This window comes from Actinoplanes regularis (assembly GCF_900188005.1).
Taxonomy (GTDB): Bacteria; Actinomycetota; Actinomycetes; order Mycobacteriales; family Micromonosporaceae; genus Actinoplanes; species Actinoplanes regularis.
The window spans coordinates 561,338-583,684 of sequence record NZ_FZNR01000002.1 but is presented as its reverse complement, the minus strand read 5'-3'; the positions used below and the strand labels follow the sequence as shown (position 1 = coordinate 583,684).

21 protein-coding genes are annotated in these 22,347 nt (G+C 72.6%); 15 read left to right on the top strand and 6 right to left on the bottom strand.

All coding sequences use genetic code 11. The features are described 5' to 3' along the window. The first annotated feature begins 16 nt into the window (after positions 1-16). Positions 17-754 (top strand): hypothetical protein, encoded by a 738-nt coding sequence (locus CHC09_RS07765; protein ID WP_239138164.1) that lies wholly within the window; start codon positions 17-19, stop codon positions 752-754. Here CHC09_RS07765 and CHC09_RS07760 read toward each other — a convergent pair. Then, complete coding sequence (locus tag CHC09_RS07760) at positions 669-1,373, bottom strand: LON peptidase substrate-binding domain-containing protein (protein ID WP_089292281.1); 705 nt, start codon at positions 1,371-1,373, stop codon at positions 669-671. The genes CHC09_RS07765 and CHC09_RS07760 overlap by 86 nt on opposite strands. An 87-nt stretch (positions 1,374-1,460) precedes the next feature. On the opposite strand from CHC09_RS07760, the gene CHC09_RS07755 reads away from it, so the two are divergent. From CHC09_RS07755 to hisF, 9 genes are all read left to right on the top strand, one after another. Next, positions 1,461-2,222 (top strand): hypothetical protein, encoded by a 762-nt coding sequence (locus CHC09_RS07755; RefSeq protein WP_089292280.1) that lies wholly within the window; start codon positions 1,461-1,463, stop codon positions 2,220-2,222. Between the two features lie 70 nt (positions 2,223-2,292). After that, positions 2,293-3,630, top strand: coding sequence for a histidinol dehydrogenase (gene hisD / locus CHC09_RS07750; RefSeq protein WP_089292279.1), 1,338 nt, complete (start codon positions 2,293-2,295; stop codon positions 3,628-3,630). Next, on the top strand, positions 3,627-4,751 hold the full coding sequence (locus tag CHC09_RS07745; RefSeq protein WP_089292278.1) for a histidinol-phosphate transaminase: 1,125 nt from the start codon (positions 3,627-3,629) through the stop codon (positions 4,749-4,751). Before hisD ends, CHC09_RS07745 begins: the two co-directional genes overlap by 4 nt. Next, positions 4,748-5,359: an imidazoleglycerol-phosphate dehydratase HisB gene (gene hisB, locus CHC09_RS07740; protein ID WP_045741337.1), complete on the top strand. Its 612-nt coding sequence runs from the start codon at positions 4,748-4,750 to the stop codon at positions 5,357-5,359. Before CHC09_RS07745 ends, hisB begins: the two co-directional genes overlap by 4 nt. Next, the gene (gene hisH / locus CHC09_RS07735; RefSeq protein ID WP_089292277.1) at positions 5,359-5,979 is read left to right on the top strand and encodes an imidazole glycerol phosphate synthase subunit HisH; all 621 of its coding nucleotides are present in this window, start codon (positions 5,359-5,361) and stop codon (positions 5,977-5,979) included. Before hisB ends, hisH begins: the two co-directional genes overlap by 1 nt. Continuing rightward, positions 5,976-6,296: a hypothetical protein gene (locus tag CHC09_RS07730; RefSeq protein ID WP_089292276.1), complete on the top strand. Its 321-nt coding sequence runs from the start codon at positions 5,976-5,978 to the stop codon at positions 6,294-6,296. Before hisH ends, CHC09_RS07730 begins: the two co-directional genes overlap by 4 nt. Before the next feature lie 10 nt (positions 6,297-6,306). Then, entirely contained in the window at positions 6,307-7,032 is a 726-nt protein-coding gene (priA, locus tag CHC09_RS07725; protein WP_089292275.1) for a bifunctional 1-(5-phosphoribosyl)-5-((5-phosphoribosylamino)methylideneamino)imidazole-4-carboxamide isomerase/phosphoribosylanthranilate isomerase PriA, read from the top strand. Positions 7,033-7,102: 70 nt separating this feature from the next. Further along, complete coding sequence (locus tag CHC09_RS07720) at positions 7,103-7,987, top strand: EamA family transporter (protein WP_089292274.1); 885 nt, start codon at positions 7,103-7,105, stop codon at positions 7,985-7,987. Further along, entirely contained in the window at positions 7,984-8,745 is a 762-nt protein-coding gene (hisF, locus tag CHC09_RS07715) for an imidazole glycerol phosphate synthase subunit HisF (protein ID WP_089292273.1), read from the top strand. Before CHC09_RS07720 ends, hisF begins: the two co-directional genes overlap by 4 nt. A gap of 933 nt (positions 8,746-9,678) precedes the next feature. Here hisF and CHC09_RS07710 read toward each other — a convergent pair. Further along, positions 9,679-10,107, bottom strand: coding sequence for a hypothetical protein (locus tag CHC09_RS07710; RefSeq protein ID WP_089292272.1), 429 nt, complete (start codon positions 10,105-10,107; stop codon positions 9,679-9,681). 435 nt (positions 10,108-10,542) lie between these two features. Between CHC09_RS07710 and yczR the strand changes: the two genes are divergently transcribed. Next, positions 10,543-11,997: a MocR-like transcription factor YczR gene (yczR, locus tag CHC09_RS07705; RefSeq protein ID WP_089292271.1), complete on the top strand. Its 1,455-nt coding sequence runs from the start codon at positions 10,543-10,545 to the stop codon at positions 11,995-11,997. 187 nt (positions 11,998-12,184) lie between these two features. Here the strand turns inward: yczR and CHC09_RS07700 are convergent, their stop codons facing one another. Continuing rightward, positions 12,185-14,008: an AMP-dependent synthetase/ligase gene (locus CHC09_RS07700; protein WP_089292270.1), complete on the bottom strand. Its 1,824-nt coding sequence runs from the start codon at positions 14,006-14,008 to the stop codon at positions 12,185-12,187. Between the two features lie 126 nt (positions 14,009-14,134). On the opposite strand from CHC09_RS07700, the gene CHC09_RS07695 reads away from it, so the two are divergent. Then, positions 14,135-15,016, top strand: a complete 882-nt coding sequence (locus CHC09_RS07695) for a carbohydrate kinase family protein (RefSeq protein WP_089292269.1) — start codon at positions 14,135-14,137, stop codon at positions 15,014-15,016. Here the strand turns inward: CHC09_RS07695 and CHC09_RS48320 are convergent. Then, on the bottom strand, positions 15,008-15,133 hold the full coding sequence (locus tag CHC09_RS48320) for a hypothetical protein (protein ID WP_275407857.1): 126 nt from the start codon (positions 15,131-15,133) through the stop codon (positions 15,008-15,010). The genes CHC09_RS07695 and CHC09_RS48320 overlap by 9 nt on opposite strands. 95 nt (positions 15,134-15,228) lie before the next feature. Between CHC09_RS48320 and pdxR the strand changes: the two genes are divergently transcribed. Next, positions 15,229-16,611, top strand: a complete 1,383-nt coding sequence (pdxR, locus tag CHC09_RS07690) for a MocR-like pyridoxine biosynthesis transcription factor PdxR (protein WP_143232234.1) — start codon at positions 15,229-15,231, stop codon at positions 16,609-16,611. Here the strand turns inward: pdxR and CHC09_RS07685 are convergent. Together CHC09_RS07685 and CHC09_RS07680 are read right to left on the bottom strand one after the other, a co-directional pair. Further along, entirely contained in the window at positions 16,492-17,805 is a 1,314-nt protein-coding gene (locus tag CHC09_RS07685; RefSeq protein WP_089292268.1) for an APC family permease, read from the bottom strand. The genes pdxR and CHC09_RS07685 overlap by 120 nt on opposite strands. Positions 17,806-17,893: 88 nt before the next feature. Further along, the gene (locus CHC09_RS07680) at positions 17,894-18,520 is read right to left on the bottom strand and encodes a TIGR03085 family metal-binding protein (protein ID WP_089292641.1); all 627 of its coding nucleotides are present in this window, start codon (positions 18,518-18,520) and stop codon (positions 17,894-17,896) included. Between the two features lie 140 nt (positions 18,521-18,660). Between CHC09_RS07680 and CHC09_RS07675 the strand changes: the two genes are divergently transcribed. Continuing rightward, positions 18,661-20,433 carry an ABC transporter ATP-binding protein gene (locus tag CHC09_RS07675; protein WP_179276975.1) on the top strand — a complete coding sequence of 591 codons (1,773 nt, stop codon included), beginning with the start codon at positions 18,661-18,663 and terminating at the stop codon, positions 20,431-20,433. 73 nt (positions 20,434-20,506) lie between these two features. Continuing rightward, positions 20,507-22,270: an ABC transporter ATP-binding protein gene (locus tag CHC09_RS07670; protein WP_089292267.1), complete on the top strand. Its 1,764-nt coding sequence runs from the start codon at positions 20,507-20,509 to the stop codon at positions 22,268-22,270. The last annotated feature ends 77 nt before the right edge of the window (positions 22,271-22,347 follow it).

Below are 22,347 nucleotides of genomic sequence, written 5' to 3'. Positions count from 1 at the left end.
CTGAAAGGATCAAAGAGTGCAACCTGAGGAGCCCGTGACACCACCGGTCATGTTGGAACGGCCGTCGGCGGAGTCGTGGTGGTGGCTCCAGCAGGGCAGCCGCCGGTCGTGGCGGCGGACGCTCGCCGTCGGATTCGGCAGCGCGGCGGTGGTCACCCTGCTCGGTGCCCCGCTCGGGCTGCTCTGGCACACCCTCGCGCCGGGCGTGCCGGTGATCGACGCCGGCGAGAACGGCATCGTGATCAACGAACCGTCGCCCGAGCAGTACATCGCGGCGGACGGCTGGCTGGTCCTGCTCGGGCTCGGCTTCGGCCTGCTCGTGGCGATCGCGGCCTGGCTGGTCCTGCGCCGTGACCGGGGGCCGGCGCTGCTGCTCGGCGTGGTCGCCGGTGCCGGGGTGGCCACCAACTGGGTCGCCGTCCCGCTCGGCGAGCTGCTCGGCAAGGACGCGTACGAGCATTGGCGGGCCGCGGCCACCCAGGGCGCGACCTACCTGGCACCGCCGGCGCTGCACTCGATCGCGCCGACGCTGGTCCCGGCGTTCGCCGCGGCGATCGTCCTGACCCTGCTGGCCGGCTGGTCGAACGATCCGGACCTGGACCATCCGGGCGCCCAGCCCGGTTACGGCCCCAACCACGGGCAGTACGACCCCCTGGAAGGGCCGCCGCTCAGTTCGGACTGGCCGGTCGGGCCAGATCCGACAGCGGCACCGGCACCGCCCGCACCCGGGCCAGCAGACCAGCCTCGCGGTTGAGCAGCCGGAGCTCGGCGCGCAGCCGGGCGGTGGTGTCCACGGCGGCCAGCAGCGAGTGCCGTTCCTCCAAAGTGAGCTGGGCGGTCGCGGCGACCAGGTGCGAGAGCACGGTCGCGTCGTCCGGGAGCTGATCCAGGATCTCCGCGTTCGGCCGGAGCAGCTCCAGGTAGGTCTGGAAAGCGGCGAGCACGCGGGGCCGCAGCAGCTGGGCGACCGCGTCCGCCGTCTCGTCGGGCAGCCACTCGACCCGGGCGGTCAGGTAGGGCTCGTCGCCCTGCTCGATGTCGAGGATCCGGAAGCGGCGGCGGCCCACCGTCATGATGTCGAACCGGCCGTCCGGCAACTCGGTCACGTGCCGCAGCTCGGCGGTGCACCCCACCTCGAACAGCTCGGCGACGGCGACCGGCGTGGGCGTCGGAGCCGGGCCGTCACCGGGCTCGGGCGCCACCTCGCTGCCGTGCCGGAGGGTGACCACGCCGAACTCGCCCGGCGTCTCGGCCGGGCTGGCCGTCATCTCCCGCACGAGGGCGCGGTAACGCTCCTCGAAGATGTGCAGGGGCAGCACCAGACCGGGGAAGAGCACCGTGCTCAGCGGGAAGACCGGAAGCCGATCGCTCACGCGTTCAGCCTAGCGTTCCGCTGACCTTGGTCAACCCGGTCGGTAAACGGGTCGCCCCTGGTCGGCCGGGATCGCTACCGTGCCGCGGTGACATCGAACTTTGAGTGTGTCGGGCTCGGCGGGCTGGACCGCGCCGCGTTCAATCGCCTGCTCAGCCCGATCATGGCCGAGTCCGTGTTGCTCGGCGAGCGCGACGGGCTGACCGTGCGCCGGTGGACCGACCCCTCCGGGGTCCGCCTGGTGCTGACCCTGCGCGGCGGCAAGCTGCAGGAGATCCTGCCGTCCTTCGCCGGCACCCCGGGGGCCCGGCTGCGCGCCGCCCGGCGGGTCAACGACGAGATGATCGTCGCTGACGTGCTCGACGAGGAGGGCGAGCAGGTCACCATGCTGGCCGCCGCGGCCGAGCAGTTGCACCTGCTCGGCGAGCCGGCGGACGGCCGGGGCGCGATGATCGCGCTGGGCGGCGGCGTGACCGTGCACCCGGACGAGGACGCCTGGCACGCGTCGGACGCGAGCCTCCTCGGCACCCCGGAGGAGGGCGCGGACCCGGTCCGGCTGGGCGCCGAGTCGTTCATCTCGTACGGGGTCTTCGACCAGGCGAACGGCGAGCCCTACGCGCTGCTGGCCGGGGTGGTGCTGAGCGCCGAGCGGCGCCGGGTGCGGATCTCCGGCGGCGAGTTCTCGGTGGCCCGGGTCCGCACCGCCGGCTTCGAGACGGAGGTCTGCCTGTCCGGCGACCTGCCCACCCCGGTCCCCGGGAACGTGCTCGGCGGCACCGTCTACCTGATCGCCGACCTTCCGTTCGTGAGCGTCCCGGCCCCGCGCCGCCGGTCGTGGTGGCGTAAGTGACACGTCCCAACGCCTGGGCCGGGCCGGTCGCGGGGATCCTCCGCCGCGGCCGCGGCCTAGACTGTTTTCCGTGCTGAATCGGATCGACCTGCGCGGCTCCCGCCGGGACCCGCGCGGTCTGCTGCCCCGTGCCCAGCTCGACGTCTCCGTTGCCGTCGAGAGGATTCGCCCCGTTGTCGAGGCGGTCCATCAGCATGGGTTCAGCGCGATCCGGGAGGCGACCGAGAAGTTCGACGGGGTGCGGCTGGAGCGCCTGCGGGTGCCCGCCGAGGCGATCGCGGCCGCGGCCGAGGCGCTCGACCCGGCGGTCCGGGCCGCCCTGCTCGAGGCGATCAAGCGGGCTCGCAGGGTGCACGCCGACCAGCGCCGCACCGACGTCACCACCCAGGTGGTCGACGGCGGCACGGTGACCGAGCGCTGGGTGCCGGTGAGCCGCGTCGGGCTCTACGTGCCGGGCGGTCTCGCCGTCTACCCGTCCACCGTGGTCATGAACGTGGTGCCCGCCCAGGAGGCCGGCGTCGAGGGCCTGGTGGTGGCGTCGCCGCCGCAGACCGCCAACGACGGCCTGCCCGACGCGCGGGTGCTCGCCGCGTGTGCGCTGCTCGGCGTGACCGAGGTCTACGCGGTCGGCGGTGCGCAGGCGATCGCGATGCTCGGCTACGGGTCTCGCGGCGTAGCCGCTTCTGATGGCTCAGCCGGGGCCGACCTTTTGGATCACTGTGAGCCGGTCGACGTGATCACCGGGCCGGGCAACATCTGGGTGACCGCGGCCAAACGGCTGCTCCAGGGCCGGGTCGGGATCGATGCCGAGGCCGGGCCGACCGAGATCGCCGTGCTGGCCGACGAGACCGCCGACCCGCGGCACGTCGCCGCCGACCTGATCAGCCAGGCCGAGCACGACCCGCTCGCGGCGAGCGTGCTGGTCACCGACTCGCTCGCGCTGGCCGACGCGGTCGAGGTGGAGCTGGACAAGCAGGTCGCCGCGACCCGGCACGACGAGCGGGTGCGGACCGCGCTCTCCGGCGAGCAGTCCGCGATCGTGCTGGTCGACGACCTGGAGCAGGGGCTCGCGGTGGTCGACGCGTACGCGGCCGAGCACCTGGAGATCCAGACCCGGGACGCGCGGGAGTGGGCCATGCGGGTCCGCAACGCCGGCGCGATCTTCGTGGGGGCCTGGTCGCCGGTCTCGCTGGGGGACTACGCGGCCGGTTCGAACCACGTGCTGCCGACCGGCGGCTGCGCCCGCCACTCGTCCGGTCTGTCGGTGCAGTCGTTCCTGCGCGGCATCCACGTCATCGAGTACGACGAGGCGGCCCTGCGTGACGTCGCCGGACACGTGGTGGCCCTGGCCAACGCCGAAGACCTGCCGGCGCACGGGGACGCGGTGAAGGCGAGGTTCCAGGGATGACGACCATCGACGATCTGCCGATCCGGGACGACCTGCGGGGCAAGACGCCCTACGGCGCGCCGCAGCTCGACGTCGCCGTGCGGCTGAACACCAACGAGAACTCGTACCCGGTGCCGGACGACGTGGTCGAGGCGATCGGCAAGGCCGTCCAGGCCGAGCTGCGCGACCTCAACCGCTACCCGGATCGTGACGCCATCGCGCTGCGCACCGAGCTGGCCAGCTACCTCGGCCACGGGCTGACCACCATGAACGTCTGGGCCGCGAACGGCTCCAACGAGGTGCAGCAGCAGCTGTTGCAGACGTTCGCCGGTCCGGGACGCAAGGCGCTCGGCTTCGGCCCGTCGTACTCGATGCACCCGCTGCTCGCGGCCGGGACCGGGACCGAGTGGATCGGCGCGCTGCGCGACCCGGACTTCGGCCTGAGCCCGGAGAAGGCGGTCGCCGAGATCGAGCGGCACGACCCCGATCTCGTCTTCCTCTGCTCGCCGAACAATCCGACGGGCACCGCGCTCGACCCCGCCGTGATCGACGCGGTGCTGCGGACGGCACGCGGCATGGTGATCGTCGACGAGGCGTACACCGAGTTCGCCCGGCCCGGCACACCGAGCGCGCTGGCCCTGCTGCCCGGGCACCCGCGCCTGGTGGTGAGCCGCACCATGAGCAAGGCGTTCGGCTTCGCCGGTGGCCGGCTGGGCTACCTGGCCGCCGACCCGGCCGTGGTCGACGCCGTTCAGCTGGTCCGCCTGCCGTACCACCTCTCCTCGATCACGCAGGCCGCCGCCCGCGCGGCCGTCGTGCACCGGGCCTCGCTGCTCGGCACCGTCGAGGCGATCAAGGAGCAGCGCGATCGGATCGTCGCCACACTGCGGTCCCGCGGCACCGAGGTGGCCGACAGCGACGCCAACTTCGTCCTCTTCCGGACGGAACCGGATCAGCGGGCCGCGTGGCAGGCGTTCCTCGACCGGGGCGTGCTGATCCGCGACGTGGGCCTGGCCGGCTGGCTGCGGGTCACCGCCGGCACCGAATCCGAGACATCCGCGTTCCTCGACGCCGCCGAGGAGATCCTTTCCGCGCCGCTTCGCGGCTCACAGGACGACGAACGAAGTGAGGAGACACCGTGAGCCGTACCGGGCGGATCGACCGCGTTACCAACGAGACCAAGGTGCTGGTCGAGATCGACCTCGACGGCACCGGCAAGGGCGACCTGAGCACCGGCGTCGGCTTCTACGACCACATGCTCAACCAGCTCGCCAAGCACGGCGGCTTCGACCTGACCGTGCGCACCGAGGGCGACCTCGAGATCGACTCGCACCACACCATCGAGGACACCGCGATCGCCCTCGGCGAGGCGTTCGCCCAGGCCCTCGGCGACAAGCGGGGCATCCGTCGGTACGGCTCGGCCACCATCCCGATGGACGAGGTGCTGGTGCGGGCGGCCGTCGACCTGTCCGGCCGGCCGTACGTGGTGCACGACGAGCCGCTGCTCACGCCGTACATCGGGCCGGTCTACGCGACCAGCATGACCCGGCACATCTTCGAGGCGTTCGGTCACGCGGCCAAGGTGACCCTGCACGTGGACGTGCTGCGGGCCTGCCGCCCCGGCGGCCACCCGGACGCGCACCACGTGGTCGAGGCCCAGTTCAAGGCGTTCTCCCGGGCCCTGCGGGAGGCCGTCGAGATCGATCCACGCAACGCGGGCGCGCTGCCCTCCACCAAGGGCGTGCTCTGATGACCGCGCGGGTGGTGATCCTCGACTACGGGTCGGGAAACCTGCGCAGCGCGGAGCGGGCGGTGGCGCGTACCGGGGCGGACGTCACCGTGACCAGCGACCTGGCGGCGGCCGCCGGCGCCGACGGCCTGGTCGTGCCGGGCGTCGGCGCCTATGCCGCGTGCATGGCCGGCATCGACGAACTGGGCGCGGGCCCGGTGATCGCCGAGCGGGTCGCCGCCGGCCGCCCGGTCCTCGGCATCTGTGTCGGCATGCAGATCATGTTCGACTCCGGGGTGGAGCACGGGGTGGAGACCAAGGGCCTGGGTCTGCTGCCCGGCTCGGTCACCAGGCTGCACGCCGAGCGGATCCCGCACATGGGCTGGAACACGGTGACCGTGCCGGCCGGCTCGCGGCTGCTGAGCGGGCTGGCGCCGGACACCCGGTTCTACTTCGTCCACTCGTACGCCGCGCAGGATCTGGAAGCTCTGAGCGCGGCCACGGTGACCACCGCCGCCCACGACCAGCCGTTCGCGGCGGTGGTCGAGGCCGGTGCGCTCAGCGTCGCCCAGTTCCACCCGGAGAAGTCCGCCGACGCGGGGTACACGCTGCTCGGCAACTGGGTGAAATCCCTACCGTGAGCAAGGAACGCGCGCGGCGTCGGGCCGAGCGGCTCGCCGTCCTGGAACGGGAAAAGGCGGCTCGCGCCCGGAAGGTGGCCCGCCGGGCGCGGGGCCGTGCTCTCCTAAAGAGGCTCGCGCCGCCCAGAATGGGCAGCGACGGCCGGCTGTACCGGCGCAACCGGCGGCAGCGGATCGGCATCGTGGTCGTCCTGCTGATCGCCATCGCCGCGGTCTGGCTGTTCATCCCGGAGCCGGCGCTGCGCATCCTGCTCACCGTCCTGCTCGTCCTGGCCGCCCCGGCCCTCGTGGTCGTCGTGCTCGGCCGCCGTTCATAGGAGATAGATCGTGACGCTGCAACTGCTGCCCGCCGTCGACGTCGCCGACGGCCAGGCGGTCCGCCTGGTCCAGGGCGCCGCCGGTTCGGAGACCGCCTACGGTGACCCGCTGGAGGCCGCCCTGGCCTGGCAGAACGACGGCGCCGAGTGGATCCACCTGGTCGACCTGGACGCCGCGTTCGGCCGCGGCTCGAACGCTGAGCTGCTCGCCGACGTGGTCCGCCGGCTGGACGTCAAGGTGGAGCTCTCCGGTGGCATCCGGGACGACGAGTCGCTGACCCGGGCCCTCGCGACCGGCGCCCAGCGGGTCAACATCGGCACCGCCGCGCTGGAGGACCCGGAGTGGTGCGACCGGATCTGCGCCGAGTACGGCGACCGCGTCGCCATCGGCCTGGACGTGCGCGGCCGCACCCTGGCCGCGCGTGGCTGGACCCGGGAGGGGGGCGACCTGTACGAGGTCCTCGCCCGTCTCGACAAGGCCGGCGCCACCCGGTATGTGCTGACCGACATCACCAAGGACGGCACCATGCGCGGGCCGAACCTGGAGCTGCTGCGCGAGGTCTGCGCCGCCACCGATCGGCCGGTGATCGCCAGCGGTGGCGTCTCCACCCTGGACGATCTGCGCGCCCTGACCGCGCTCGAGCCGATCGGTGTCGAGGGTGTGATCGCCGGCAAGGCCCTCTACGCCGGCGCGTTCACCGTCCGCGAGGCGCTCGAGGTCCTGAAGCGTCCGTGAAGTCGCGCTACATCGTCGGTGTAGCAATTCTCGCTGGTGCTTAACGGTTCCCGCCGTCCAGGCTGGAGCCATGAGGCCGCGTGACATCGCCCTGGCCGTCGCCGTCGCGGCGGTCTGGGGCGTCAACTTCGTCGTTATCGAGACCGGGCTGGACCACTTCCCGCCCCTGCTCTTCTCCGCCCTGCGCTTCGGCCTGGCCGCGTTCCCCGCCGTGCTCTTCGTCGGCCGGCCACAGGTGCCGTGGCGCTGGATCGCCGCGGTCGCCCTGATCCTCGGCGTTGTCAAGTTCTCGCTGCTCTTCGCCGGAATGGCGGCCGGGATGCCGGCCGGGCTCAGCTCACTCGTGCTGCAGAGCCAGGCGATCTTCACGATGCTCTTCGCCACGATCTTCCTGCGCGAGCGGCCGCGCCCGGTGCAGATCGCCGGCCTGGTCGTGGCCGCCGCCGGGGTCGCCCTGGTGGCCACCCGGATGGGTGCCGGGCTGCCGGCCTTCCTGCTGGTGATCGGCGCGGCCGTGGCGTGGGGCCTGTCGAACGTGGCCACCCGCAAGGCGTCCCCGCCGGACACGCTGCGCTTCATGGTCTGGGTCAGCGCGCTCGCCACCGGCCCGCTGATCGCCCTCACGCTGCTGATCGACGGCCCGGCCGCGGACCTCGCCGCCCTGCGCGGCGTCGACCTCGAGTCGATCGCGGCGCTGCTCTACATCGCCCTGCTCTCCACGCTCGGCGGCTTCGGCGTCTGGGGCTACCTGATCCGCAAGCACGGCGCCGCCACGGTCGCCCCGTTCTCCATGCTGGTCCCGTTCTTCGGCATCGCCTCGGCCGCGCTGATCCTCGGCGAGCCGGTGCACGCCGTCGATCTGTTCGGCGGGGTGCTGGTGGCCGGTGGCGTACTTTTGGGACTGGCCCGGTCCCGGCCCGTCGTGAAAACCCAGGTGGTTAGGGTGGGTGCATGACAGTCGCGGTGCGTGTCATCCCCTGCCTGGACGTGGACGCTGGACGTGTGGTCAAGGGGGTCAACTTCGTCGACCTCCGGGACGCCGGTGACCCGGTGGAGCTGGCCGCGGCCTACGACGCGGCCGGCGCCGACGAGCTGACCTTCCTCGATGTCACCGCCTCCTCCGACGACCGGGGCACCATGCTCGACGTGGTGCGGCGCACCGCCGAGACGGTCTTCATCCCGCTGACCGTCGGCGGCGGCGTCCGCTCGGTGGCGAACGTGGACGTGCTGTTGCGGGCCGGCGCCGACAAGGTTGGCGTGAACACCGCGGCGATCAACCGCCCCGAGCTGATCAGCGAGATCGCCGAACGCTTCGGCAACCAGGTGCTCGTCCTGTCGCTGGACGTGCGCCGGGCCGCCGGCCAGCCGTCCGGCTGGGAGGTCACCACGCACGGCGGCCGGCGCAGCGCCGGGCTCGACGCGGTCGAGTGGGCGGCCCGGGTCGCCGAACTGGGTGCCGGCGAGATCCTGCTCAACTCGATGGACGCCGACGGCACCAAGGCCGGCTTCGACCTGGAGCTGATCCGCGCGGTCCGCGCCGTCGTGAACATCCCGGTGATCGCCAGCGGCGGCGCCGGCGCCGTCGAGCACTTCCCCCCGGCGGTCGAGGCCGGCGCGGACGCCGTCCTGGCCGCGAGCGTCTTCCACTTCGGCGACCTCACCATCGGCGAGGTCAAGGAGACCCTGCGCAACGCCGGCAATCCGGTCCGCTGACGGCCGCACCCGGCAAAAATCCAAATTTCCCGGTACGACCTACGGGTCCCGTGGCCAGGCTCGAGCCGAGTCCCGTGCCGGTCTCGCGCGAGACTTGCATCACCCGGCGCCGCTGCCGCGCCTAACGGCCCGCCTCAGCCAGCTGGCCGCCAGGGTCGTATCAACAGTCTTGATGCGACCGCGCCGACCAGCCGGATGGGCCTCAAGACCACTCAACCAAAGTTGATCTTGAGTACGGTGGTGGGTGGGTCGCGGCCTCTCGGGGATTGCTCGCGGGTAGGCGGGTGGTTGGGGTCGGTCGCCAGGCGGCGTGGCCCGCGGGTTGCGGCCGGTGACGCCGCTCGCAGATGCTGGTGAGCATCGGTGCGGGCGGCGGCTGGGGGAGTGACCAAAGGCGGACGGTGGCTGGTGAGCCTCGGCGCCCATCTTCGGGTTGCGGGGGGCGGCCGGGAGGGTGATCGAAGGCGGACGGTGGCTGGTGAGCCTCGGCGCCCATCTTCGGGTTGCGGGTGGCGGCCGGGAGGGTGATCGAAGGCGGACGGTGGCTGGTGAGCCTCGGCGCCCATCTTCGGGTTGCGGGTGGCGGCCGGGAGGGTGATCGAAGGCGGACGGTGGCTGGTGAGCCTCGGCGCCCATCTCCGGGTTGTGGTGGCGGCCGGGAGGGTGGCCAAAGGTGGACGGTGGCTGGTGAGCCTCGGCCCTATCCGCAAACCGCAGGCGGCGGTTGGAATGGTGACCAGAAGTGGACGGTGGCCGGCGAGCACCGATAGTGCGGCTGTGGGGTCCGACGCATAAGACCGCACCCAAGATCAACCTACGCTGAGTGGCATTGGGGTGGGCGCGGCTGGTATTTAGGGTGTCGGCGGTCCTGGGGGATTCTGGAGGTCGCCGGACTCCGGCGGGCGGAGTGCGACGAAGCCGGGACGGCTCAGGTCAACGGCCGTCGGCGAGGCGGTGGCTGTATTCGCGGACCGCGGCGGTGTAGACGTTCTCGCTCAGGGTCCAGTCCGTGTAACCGGGCTGAGCGGCGCGGTTCAGCTGCGCCTGCAGGGTCATCACCGCGGACGACAGGCCGCTGAACGGGCGGGTCCGCCAGAGCTGCTCGCCCGCCGAGGCCACCTCGATGATGTCGTCCTCCACGGTGATCAGCCCGGCGCCGGCCAGCCGGCGGATCGATTCCTCGAGATCGGTGCGGTTCGGCACGCTGTGGTGCAGGAAGTCGGCCGCGGCCAGCAGATCGGCGAGCGTCGCTCCGGAGACCGGCAGGGCGGCATGCAGCGCCCGGTCCCGCTCCAGACGCTCAGCGATGACCGCGGAGACGAAGATCCACGCGTCGTTCCAGTTCCAGTCGCCCGCCCCCATGCCGCAATGATGCCGTGCCGTCGGCATGTCGGGAAGCGAATGTGTCCGGATGATCACTGGCTTGTGACCCGTCCCAAAACAGGATCTTCGCGGTTGATGGCGGCATAGGCCGCGCATCGGGGTCGGCCTATCTCAGTGTGCGGGCACCGCACGGGTGTGCGGGTGCCGACCGGGCGGGATCGGCGGGTCTGGGTGGGCCCGGGCGGGGCGCGGGCAAGACGGGATCGGCGGGTCTGGGTGGGCGCGGGCAAGGCGGATCGGCGGGCCCGGGCGGGGCGCGGGCGGGAGGGTGCCGGACGCGACGGGCCTCGATGGTCCGAAAGGTCGGTGGCAGGGCCCGCCGGCGAGGGCCGTGTGACGCGACGGACAGGAACCACATCGCCACTTTGGGGGCCAATTCCGCGATGTTAAGGTGCCAATCATCGGGAGGTGGCTATGACAACCTCGGTTCGAGGTGACCAATTGGCCCGGCTGCTCGGCCGTTGGCATTCGCTGCCGGGGCGCCATCGCAGCCCGGACTACGCCGCGCTGGGTGCCGCGGTGCGTGGGCTGCTCGCCGACGGGCGGCTCGCCCTCGGCGTGCGGCTGCCCGCCGAACGTGAGCTGGCCGACTCGCTCGGAGTCAGCCGGACCACGGTGTCGGCGGCGTACCGCGCGCTGCGCGAGAGCGGTCACCTGACCAGCCGGCGCGGCGCCGGAAGCTGGACCACCCTGCCGCACGGCCACCGGGTCGCCACCTCCGGGCTGTGGACCCCGGGCGACGACCTCGACATGATCGACATGGGGGTGGCCGCCTCGGCCGCCCCGGTCGAGCTGGTGCCGGCCGCCCGGGCCGCCGCCGAGGACCTGCCACGCTACCTGGGCACCGCCGGCTACCACCCGACCGGTCTGTCCGAGCTGCGTGCGGTGGTGGCCGAGATCTACACCGCCCGCGGCGTGCCCACCTCGCCCGAGCAGATCCTGGTGACCAGCGGCACCCAGCAGGCGCTCGACCTGGTGCTCCGGCTCTCCGTGCCGGCGGGTGCACCGGTGCTGGTGGAGACGCCGACCTATCCGAACGCGCTCGCGGCGCTCTCCGCCCGGCGCGCCCGGATCAGCACGCACGGTCTGGACACCGCGACCGGCTGGGACGGCGAGATGCTGCTCGGCGCGCTGCGGCAGACCCGGCCCCGGCTGGCGTACATGATTCCGGAGTTCCACAACCCGACCGGTCACCTGATGCCGGCCGACCTGCGCGAGCGGATGGTGGCCACCGCCCACGCCTGCGGCACCGAGCTGGTCGTCGACGAGTCCTTCGTGGACCTGCCGCTGGACGATCCGGAGATGCCGCCGCCGGTCGCGGTCTTCGACCGGCACTCGCGGGTGATGTCGATCGGCGGGATGAGCAAGCCGTACTGGGGTGGACTGCGGATCGGCTGGGTGCGCGCGTCGGCCCCGCTGGTGCAGCGGCTGGCCGCGATCCGGGTGGGGGTCGACATGGCCAGCCCGGTGCTGGAGCAGCTGGTCGCCGTGCACCTGCTGCGCTCGGCGTCGTCGATCGTCGAGGCCCGGCGCGCGCAGCTGCGGTTCCGGCGGGACGCGCTGATCACCGCGCTGCGGGAGCAGCTGCCGGAGTGGCGGTTCTTCGTGCCGGGCGGCGGCGTGACGCTCTGGGTGGAGCTGGACGGGCCGATCTCCAGCGCGCTGTCCCGCGCGGCCGAGGAGGTCGGCGTCCGGCTCGCTCCCGGCCCCCGTTTCGGCCTGGACGGAACCCTGGAGCGCTTCCTGCGGCTGCCGTTCACCCTGCCCGCCGACGACCTCACCGAGGCCGTCCGGCGCATCGCCTCGGTCCGCCATGACCTCGACCACGCCGCCCGGCCGAGTTGGCGCACCCCGGCCGTGATCGCCTAGCGCCGGGCTGCTTCAAGCGGGCCGTGACGCGCGGCAGCGGTCCGGAGCGGCGCGGGCCTCGCGCGAGAGTGCCACAGGGCTCGGCTCGAGCCTGGCCACAGGGCCCGACAGGTCGTACCGAAGAAATCGATGTAAGCGGAAGAAGGCCGCCTTCCTCGAGGGAAGGCGGCCTTCTTCCGAGTACGGGTCAGATCTGGGCGAGCGAGCCCTCGTACATCTTCTCGATCTGCTCGGCGAAGTTCGTCTCGACGCTGCGCCGCTTGATCTTCATGGACGGGGTGACCTCGCCGGCCTCGATGCTGAGGTCACGCGGGAGGATGGCGAACTTCTTGACCGTCTCCCAGCGGTTCAGCTTGGTGTTCAGCTCGGCGAGGTAGCCCTCGACCAGCGCGTGCGTCTCCGGCGCGACGACGATCTCGGAGTAGCTCTTGCCGGCGAGCGGCCCGTTGGCGGCCCAGCCCGCGATGGCGTCCTCGTCCAGCGTGATCAGCATGGTGACGAAGTTGCGGTTCTGGCCGACCACGATCGCCTGCGAGGTGTACGGGCACACCGCCTTGAACGCGCCCTCGATCGCGCTCGGCGCGATGAACTTGCCGCCGGACGTCTTGACCAGGTCCTTCTTCCGGTCGGTGATCTTCAGGAAGCCGTCCTCGTCGAGCTCGCCGATGTCACCGGTGCGCAGGAAGCCGTCCTCGGTGAACGCTTCCGTGGTGGCCTCCGGGAGGTTGTGGTAGCCCCGCATGACCGGCGCGCCGCGCAGCAGCACCTCACCGTCGGCGTCGAGGCGGACCTCGAGGTCGCCGATCGCCTGACCGACCGAGCCGATCCGGAGGTGGCCGCGGCGGTTGATGAAGTTCGCCGCGCAGGCCTCGGTCATGCCGTAACCCTCGAGGACCGGCAGGTTCGCCGCGGCGAAGAACTCGGCGATGTCCCGGCTGAGCGCGGCCGAGCCGCTGACCAGCACGCGGATCCGGCCGCCCAGGCGGTCCTGGAGCTTCTTGAAGACCAGCCGCTCGGCAATCGCGTACTGCAGCTGGAGGAGGGTGCCGACCGGCTTGCCGGCCTGCTCCAGCGCGACCTTCTGCTTGCCGGTCGCGACCGCCCAGGTGAAGATCTTCGACTTCAGGCCGCCGCCGGACAGGCCGCTGGTGACGGTCTTGTTGTAAACCTTCTCGTAGATCCGGGGCGGGGCGCACATCAGCGTCGGCTGGATCAGCGCGAGGTTGTCGACCACCTTGTCCACCCGGCCGTCGACGTAGGTCGGCACGCCGACGTGCACGATGCCGCAGAGCAGCGTCTTGCCGAACGCGTGCGACATCGGCAGCCACAGGTAGTGCAGGTCCTCGGGGGAGAACAGACCCAGGTTCTCCTGCGCCACGCCCTCCCAGGTCCAGCCGCGGTGCAGCAGCTCGACGCCCTTCGGGCGGCCGGTGGTGCCGGAGGTGTAGATCAGCGTGGCGACGTTGTCCGGGGTCAGCTGCTCGACCACCGCGTCGATCATGCCCGGGTTCTGGCTCAGCGCCGCGGCGCCCAGCTCCTCCAGCTCGGCCAGGGTGATCTGCGGCGGGTTGGCGCCGGCGTCGGCCAGGCCGTCGATCAGCACCACCTTGGTTACCGAGGTCTCCGTGCCGGCGATCTTCAGCGCCTGCTTCGGGTTCTCCGCGATCAGCACCTTCGACCCGGAGTCGGTCACGATGAACGTCGTGTCCTCCGGCTCGGTGGTCGGGTAGACCGTGGTGGCCGAGCCGCCGGCCAGGTTGATGCCGAGGTCGACGAGGATCCACTCCAGCCGGGTGCTGGAGAGGATCGCCACCCGGTCCTCCAGCCCGATGCCGAGCTCGCGCAGGCCGGCCGCGATCGCCTTGGTGCGCTCACCCACCTGGCGCCAGGTGAGCCAAGCCATGCCGGTGTCGTCAGCGTTCGGCCCGGCGAGCGCACGCGCTTCCGGGGTCTTCGCAACACGCTGAAGCAGCATGTCCGGAATCGACCGGTAAGGAACATCGAGAGCCATCAGGTGCCGCCTTAACCCTGAATTGGGGGGACGTTACGTCGTTGTTACCGCAGGGTAATGCGCAGGCGGTGACACGGCTAGACTGCCCCGGAAACTGTCGGGAATCTTAGTCGCTACGTTGTGAGCATGGTTTTTCTGGTGGTCGGCGGGACCGGCATCGACACCGTGGTTCCCGTCGCCGATCTGCCGGTGCTCGGCGCCGACTCGGCGCGGCCGCGCGGCCCGATCGAGGATCACGTCTCGCACACCGGCACCTGCGTGGCGCTCGGGCTGCGCGCTCTCGGTGCGCCGGTGCGGGTCATCGACACGATCGGGGACGACGATCCGGGACGCCGGGTGACCGGGGCCTTCCAGGAGTGGGGGATCCCGCTGCACGCGGCGCCGGCCCCGGGCGGGACCCGGCGGGCGGTCAACCTGATGAGCCCGGACGGCCGGCGGCTCTCCCTCTACGACGGGCGCGACGTTCCCGGGTACCGGTTGCCGTCCTCGTACTACTCACCGCTGCCGGACGGTGTCCGGCACGCGCACGTGACGATCGTGGACTGGGCCCGGCACGTGTTGCCGTCGCTGCGGGCGGCCGGGGTGACCGTCTCCACCGACCTGCACGACTGGGACGGGGAGAACCCGTATCACCGGGACTTCGCCCTCGGCGCGGACGTGGTCTTCATCAGCGGGGTTCAGCTGGGCGCGGGTGCGGCCGAGTGGATCCTGGCCGAGGGGGTGGCCTCGCGGGTCGTGGTCACGCACGGCGCCGGCGGGGCGGATCTGATCACGCGGGACGGGACGACGCACCGGGACGCGGCCGATCCGGGCGCACCGGTCGTGGACACCAACGGGGCCGGGGACGCGTTCGCCGCCGCCTTCCTGGCCGCCTGGACGGCGGGGAAGAGCGACGGCGAGTGCCTCGAGGCCGGGACGATCGCGGGGGCGTACGCCTGCACCCGTACGGTCGGTGCGGGAGCCTTCATCACCGCGTCCGAGCTGCTCCGGCGAGGCTCGTCAGAGTAGCGAGACGAGCAGGGAGACCGGGCCCGCCGCGGCGGCCGGGCCAGCGGCCAGTCCGAGCACACCCGTCACCACGATGAGCAGCACCGCTGCCCGAAACCCTCCACGTCGGATCGCCATGCCAGCTCCTCAGGTGTCAAGTGGACGTTCCATGCCTGAGAGTAAGTGCAGGCTTACATGTGCCGGGAATATCGGATTGTCTATACCGTCGGGGCGTGGATCTGGTGATCGAGGCCGGGCCGGGGTCCGGCGGGACGACCGCGGCGGTGTACCGGGCGTTGCGGGTGGCGATCGCGGACGGCCGGCTGCCCGCCGGTCATCGGCTGCCGGCCAGCCGGGCTCTCGCCGCCGACCTGGGCGTCTCCCGGGGCAGCGTGGCCGGGGCGTACGAGCGGCTGGTCGCCGAGGGGCACCTGACCGCGCGGGTCGGCGCCGGGACGTTCGTCGCCGAGGCGCGGACGCCGCGACAGCCGCCCCGCTCCGTCCCGGACCCGCTGCGGCCGCGCGCCGGATGGGCCGCCGGCCCGGACCCGACCAGCGGGAACGAGGAGAAGCCGCGGTACGACTTCCGGGTCGGCATCCCGGACGCGTCACTCTTCCCGTTCGACACCTGGCGGCGGATGGTCGGCGCCGAGCTGCGGCTGCGGGCCAACGCTCCCGGGACGTACGCGGATCCCTACGGCCACCCCGCCCTGCGCGCCGCGATCGCCCGCTACCTGGGCTACGCCCGCGGCCTCCGGACCACCGCCGACGACGTGCTGGTCACCAACGGCGCCCAGCACGCCTTCGACCTGATCGGCCGGGTGCTGCTGCGCCCCGGCGACACGGTGGCGGTCGAGGATCCCGGCTATCCACCGGCCCGCGCCCTGTTCGCCTCGCTCGGCGCCCGGATCGTCGGCGTGCCGGTCGACGCCGAGGGCCTGGTGGTGGACGAACTGCCGGCGCACGCCCGGATCGTCTACGTCACCCCGTCGCACCAGTTCCCGCTCGGCCCGGTGCTCAGCCCGGAGCGCCGCCGCCGGCTGCTGGACTGGGCCCGCCGGCGGCAGGCCGCGATCGTCGAGGACGACTACGACAGCGAGTTCCGGTTCGGCAGCCGGCCGCTCGAACCGCTGCGGGCGCTGGACCGCTGCGAGCGGGTGCTCTACGTGGGGACGTTCTCGAAGACCATGCTGCCGACGATCCGGACCGGCTTCCTGCTCGCCCCGCCGAGCCTGCGGCCGGTCCTGGCGGCGGCCCGGCAACTCGGCGACGGGTACGGGCACGTGGCGATGCAGGCCGCACTCGCCCGCTTCATCGAGGAGGGGCAGTTGGCCCGGCACGTGCGCCGGGCGCGCCGGGAGTACGCCGCCCGGCACGCCCGGATCGTCGCCGCCCTGACCCGGCTGCCGCAGTTCGAGGTGATCCCCTCGGCCGCCGGGCTGCACGTGACCGCTCTGCTGGACAGGGCTCCGGCCGGCACCGCGAAGCCGCGCGGCCTAGCCTTCGACGACCTGGCCCGATACGGCGGCGACCGGCAGGGGGTCGTCCTCGGGTTCGGGGCCGTCGACCCGCTGAGGATCGACGAGGGGCTCGCCGCCCTGGCCGCCCTTCTTTGAGAAGACCGCCTGATAGATCAGCGCCCCGGCGGCGATCGCCAGGCTGAACAGCGCCGGCCACCCGTTCAGCCAGAGCAGCCCGGTCACCGCCACGAACGCCGCCCCGGCCACCACCCGGGACCAGCCGCGCGGCAGCAGGCGCAGCGCCGCCGCCGTCCCCAGCACGTAGACCAGCGTGAAGCAGCCGGTGACCAGCAGCGTCGAGGTGTGCAGCCCGAGCGGCAGCAGCGCGCACCCGACACCGGTCACGAAGATGAAGGTGAGGGAGCGGCGCCGGCCCCCGAAGACCCGGTCGGGCAGCGCGCCGTCCCGGGCCAGCGCCACTCCGAGCCGGCTCGCCCCGGCGAAGTACGCGTTCATCGCGCCCAGCGTCAGCACCACCGCGACCACCGCGGTGACCGGCCGGGCCGGCCCGCCCAGCCCGATCGCCAGCAGGTCGGCGAGCGGCGCCCGGCTGCCCGCCAGGGCCGGCCCCAGGGCGAGCACGCTGACCCCGGCCACCGCCAGGTAGAGCACTCCGACCACGGCGACCGCGATCAGCGTGGCCCGGGGCACGTCCCGGCGCGGGTCGCGGTACTCCGCCGAGAGCGAGGAGAGCGCCTCCCAGCCGGCGAAACCCCAGACCAGGATGGCCGCGGCGGCCCCGACCCCGGACCAGCCGTGCGGGGCGAACGGGGTCAGGTTCGCGGTGTCCAGGTGCGGCAGCGCGGCCAGCACGGTCACCACCAGCAGGGCGGCCAGGGTGCCGGTGAGCACCAGTTGGATCCGGCCGGAGACGCGCAGGCCGAACCAGTTCATCGCGTACGTCGTGGCGGCCAGTACGAGAAAGGTGAGGAACTCGGTGGTCCGGCCGCCGCCGAGCACGCCGGCCACGTACCCGCCGGTGAACCCCGCGGCGACCGGCGCGCCCAGCGGCACCGCGAAGTAGAAGCACCAGCCGACGGCGGCGGCGGCCCGCCGCCCGAAGGCCATCCCGGTGTACGTCGCCACCCCGCCGGCATCCGGGAAGCGCGCGCCGAGCGCGGCGAAGGTCCAGGCCAGCGGCGCGGAGAGGAGGATCAGGGCGAGCCAGGCGAGCAGTGCGGCCGGGCCGGCGGCCGCGGCGGCCAGGGCCGGCATGGAGATCAGGCCGGTGCCGAGCACGGCACCGATGGAGAGCGCGGCGCCTTGGGCCACCGAGAGTCGGGCGGTCATGGCACGAACCTAGGTCCCGATTGGCCTATTCGCCTAAGCCAATCCGGCCACAATCGGCCGGGCCAATCCGCGACGGCCGGGCCGATCCTCAGAAGCCGAGCCTGGCTCCGCGCAGGCGATCGGCGATCGCCGGGTCGCCGTCGATCACGACCCGGGCGATCCGCTGCCGGCCGGAGAAGAACAGCGCCAACTCGCCGGCGTCACCGGTGATCCGCACCTGTGGGGCCGGGCCGGTCCGCACCGGCGGGAAGCCCTCCGCGATCACCTCGCCGGGCACGCCCAGCCGGCGCAGCGCCAGCCGGGCGGTGAACTTGACGCTGCGCCAGAGCGCGGCCTGCTGACCGGCGGGCAGCGGGCGCGGCTCCCACCCGCTCGCGGCCCGGCGGACGTCCTCGTGGTGGATGAAGAACTCCATGGTGTTGGCCAGCCCGTCGACGAGCGGGTTGCTGACCGGGCTCCAGATCGGCGGGTTGCGCACCTCGGCGATCAGGTCCGGGTACGGCAGGGCGGCCTTGACCAGGCGCACCCGCTCGCCGTACGCGGCCAGCGCCGGGACGAGCAGGCCGGCCGAGGCGTCCGGGCGCCGATCCCGGACCGCCAGATGAGCGGCCAGATCCCGGGTGGTCCACCCGGTGCACAGCGTGGCCGCGTCCGGGCCCGCCTGCAGCAGCAGGTCAGCGAGGAGCCGGCGTTCCTGGCGGGCGTAGTCGTTCATCGACCGATGGTATGCGCGGCTGTGGCACACGGTGTAATCGTGGCCACAATGTAAACACAGGGCTTGGCGACAGCTCGTCCGGCGAGGTGGGATCGGTAAGGCCGGACGCCCCGGCGATCACTTACCAGTCAGGTAGGAATTTGAGCAGCAGGGCCAGCCGTGACGTGCTGGGACGGGGTCTGCGGGTGCTCGGACACGCCATCCGCACCGAGCCGCGGCTCTTCACCATCGGCACGATCGGCAGCAGCCTCTTCGGGCTGCTGATCATTGCGAACTCGTACGTCGTGGGCTGGGTGATCGGCGACATCGTGGTGCCCGCCTTCGCCGAGCACCGGGTCAGCACCGGGCAGCTCGCCCTGGTCGCCGCCGTCTTCCTGGGGATCAGCGGCCTGCGCGTGGCGAGCATCTTCGGCCGCCGCCTCGGCGCCGGGTTCATGCAGTTCCGGATGCAGGCCCGTTACCGCGGCGCGGTGACCCGGCGCTACCTCTCCCTGCCCCCGGCCTGGCACCAGCGGCACGCCACCGGCACCCTGCTCTCCAACGCGAACTCGGACGTCGAGGCGGCCTGGGGGCCGATCGCCCCGCTGCCGTTCGCGGTCGGCACGATCGTGATGCTGCTCGGCGCGCTGATCTCGCTCTTCGCCACCGACTGGGTGCTCGCCCTGGTCGGCGCCACCCTGTTCCCCGGGCTCTTCGGGCTCAACCTGGTCTATTCGCGCCGGATGTCGCCGCGGCAGATCCGGGTGCAGCAGACCCGCGCCAAGGTCAGCGCGGTCGCGCACGAGAGCTTCGACGGCGCGCTGGTGGTCAAGACGATGGGCCGGGAGGCGGACGAGTCGCGCCGGTTCGGCGTCTTCGTCGACGAGTTGCGCGACTCGCTGATCGCCGTCGGCCGGCTGCGTGGCCTCTTCGACCCGCTCATGGACAGCCTGCCCAGCCTCGGCACCCTTGCGATCCTGCTGCTCGGCGCCTGGCGGCTGCGGACCGGCGCGGTCGAGGTCGCCGACGTGGTCAGCGTCGCGTTCCTCTTCACCGTGCTGGCGTTCCCGGTGCGCGCGATCGGCTGGGTGGTCGCCGAACTGCCGCGCAGCGTGGCCGGCTGGGACCGGGTCCAGGCGGTGCTCGGCGCCGAGGGCGATCTCGCCTACGGCGAGGGGACCCTCTCCGGTACGGGCCCGGCCGAGCTGCGGTTCGACCGGGTGAGTTACCGGTACGCCGGTGGGCCCGAGGTGCTGCGGAACGTGAGCTTCACCGTTCCGGCCGGCCGGGTCGTGGCCCTGGTCGGCGCCACCGGCTCGGGCAAGTCGACCATCGCCTCCCTCGCCGTCCGGCTGGTCGACCCGGAGTCCGGCACGATCAGCCTGGACGGCGTGAAACTGCCCGACCTGGCGCTCTCCGCGCTGGCCGGGGCGGCCGCGGTGGTCCCGCAGATCCCGTTCGTCTTCGACGACACGGTCCGCGGCAACATCGCCCTGGACCGGCCGGGCGTCGACGAGGACGCGGTCCGTGCGGCGCTGAGCCTCGCCCAGGCCGACCGGTTCGTGGCCGGGCTGCCGGACGGGCTGGACACCGCGGTCGGTGAGCGCGGCACCTCGCTCTCCGGCGGGCAGCGGCAGCGGCTCACCCTGGCCCGGGCGCTGGCCGGCGAGCCCCGGCTGCTGGTGCTCGACGACGCCACCAGCGCGGTCGACCCGCGGGTGGAGGCGGCCATCCTCGGCGCGCTGCGCGGGGCCGACGCCGGGGCGTCGATCCTGGTGGTGGCGTACCGGCGGGCCACCATCGCGCTCGCCGACGAGGTGGTCTACCTGGAGCGCGGCCGGGTGGTGGCGACCGGGACGCACGCCGGGCTGATGGCCTCCCACGCCGGGTACCGGGACCTGGTCACGGCGTACGAGAAGGCGGAGCGGCAATGAGCGAGCTTGCGAGCGAATCGGCTGGCTCAGTATTTGGCTCAGGCCGACGCCGGAGCGAAGCGGAGGTGGCGGCATGAGCGATCAGGGAACCCTTGCCACCGTCCGGCGCGGCCTGGCTCTGTCGCCGGAGCTACGGACCGGGCTGGGCGGCACGATCGTCCTCGCCGTGCTGCAGATGGCCGGCCGGGTGGCCATCCCGATCGCCGTGCAGCAGGGCATCGACCACGGCATCCGCGCGGCCGGCGGTCCCCACCTGGGAGTGGTCGCCCGGATCGTCGCGTTCACCCTGGGCGCGCTGCTCATCTCCACCCTCTGCGGATATCTGATGACCCGCCGGCTCTTCACGGTCAGCGAGACCGCGCTGGCCGGGCTCCGGGCGCGGACCTTCCGGCACCTGCACGACCTGTCCATGCTGCACCAGCAGTCCGAGCGGCGCGGCTCGACGGTGTCCCGGGTGACCAGCGACGTCGACCAGATCTCCCAGTTCCTGCAGACCGGCGGCGTCCAACTGCTGCTGGCCTCCGGTCAGCTGCTGGTCTCGGCCGCGGTGATGTTCGTCTACTCCTGGCAGCTCGCCCTGGTGGTGCTGGTCGCCTTCGGCCCGGCGGTCGGGGTGGTCCGGCTGTTCCAGAAGCGGCTGCGGGCCGTGTACCAGGCGTCCCGGGAACGGACCGGGGTGATGCTCGGCGCCATCGCGGAGAGCGTGGTGGGCGCCACCGTGATCCGGGCGTACGGCGTGGCCGGCCGCACCCAGGCGCGCCTGGACACCTCGATCGAGCGGCTCCGGCTGGCCCAGCAGGACGCCCTGCGGACCAGCGTGACCAGCTTCTCCAGCGGCGAGATCGGCGCCGGACTGGCCTTGGCCGGTGTGGTCGTCGTGGGCACCCTGCTGGGAGTGGACGGTGAGCTGACCGTCGGGCAGCTGACCGCGTTCCTGTTCCTGGTCACGCTCTTCATCCAGCCGGTGCAGATCGCCACCGACATGCTGAACGAGGCGCAGAACGCGGTGGCCGGCTGGCGCCGCATCCTGGACGTGCTGGACGTCGAGCCGGACGTGGCCGACCCCGACGACCGGGGCGTCCCGCTGCCCGAGGGCCCGCTCTCGGTGCGCTTCGCCGACGTGTCGTTCCGCTATCCCGGCGGCCCGATCGTGCTGTCGGGGGTGGACCTGTCGCTGGCGGCGCGCAAGAAGTACGCGGTGGTCGGCGAGACCGGCAGCGGCAAGAGCACGTTCGCGAAGCTGCTCACCCGGCTGATGGACCCGGTCGGGGGTGAGGTGTCGCTCTCCGGGACGCCGCTGACCTCGGTGCGGTTCTCCTCGCTGCGCTCACGGGTGGTGATGGTGCCGCAGGACGGGTTCCTCTTCGACGCCACGATCGCGGAGAACATCCGCTTCGCCGAGCCGACGCTCACCGACGCGCGGCTGCGGGCCGCCTTCACCGAGCTGGGACTGGCCGACTGGCTGGCCGGACTGGCCGAGGGGTTGGAGACCCCGGTGGGGGAGCGCGGGGAGGCGCTCAGCGTCGGGGAGCGGCAGCTGGTGGCGTTGGTCCGGGCGTACGTCGCCGACCCCGACCTGCTGGTGCTGGACGAGGCCACCAGCGCCGTCGACCCGGCCACCGAGACGCGTCTGCAGCACGCGCTGGACCTGGTCACCCGGGGCCGGACCACGGTGGCGATCGCGCACCGGCTGTCCACGGCGGAGGCCGCGGACGAGGTGATCGTGGTGGACGCGGGCCGCGTCGTACAACGCGGCCCGCACGCCGTCCTTGTTGCCGAGGAGGGCTCCATCTACGCGAAGCTCTACGCCAGCTGGTTGGAACAGACGCGGGGCTAGCTGGCTGGGCTGGCTTGGCTTCGCTTCGCTCCGCGGAAGATCGCCTGGTAACCGGTGAGATGGCAGGTGGTTTTCCG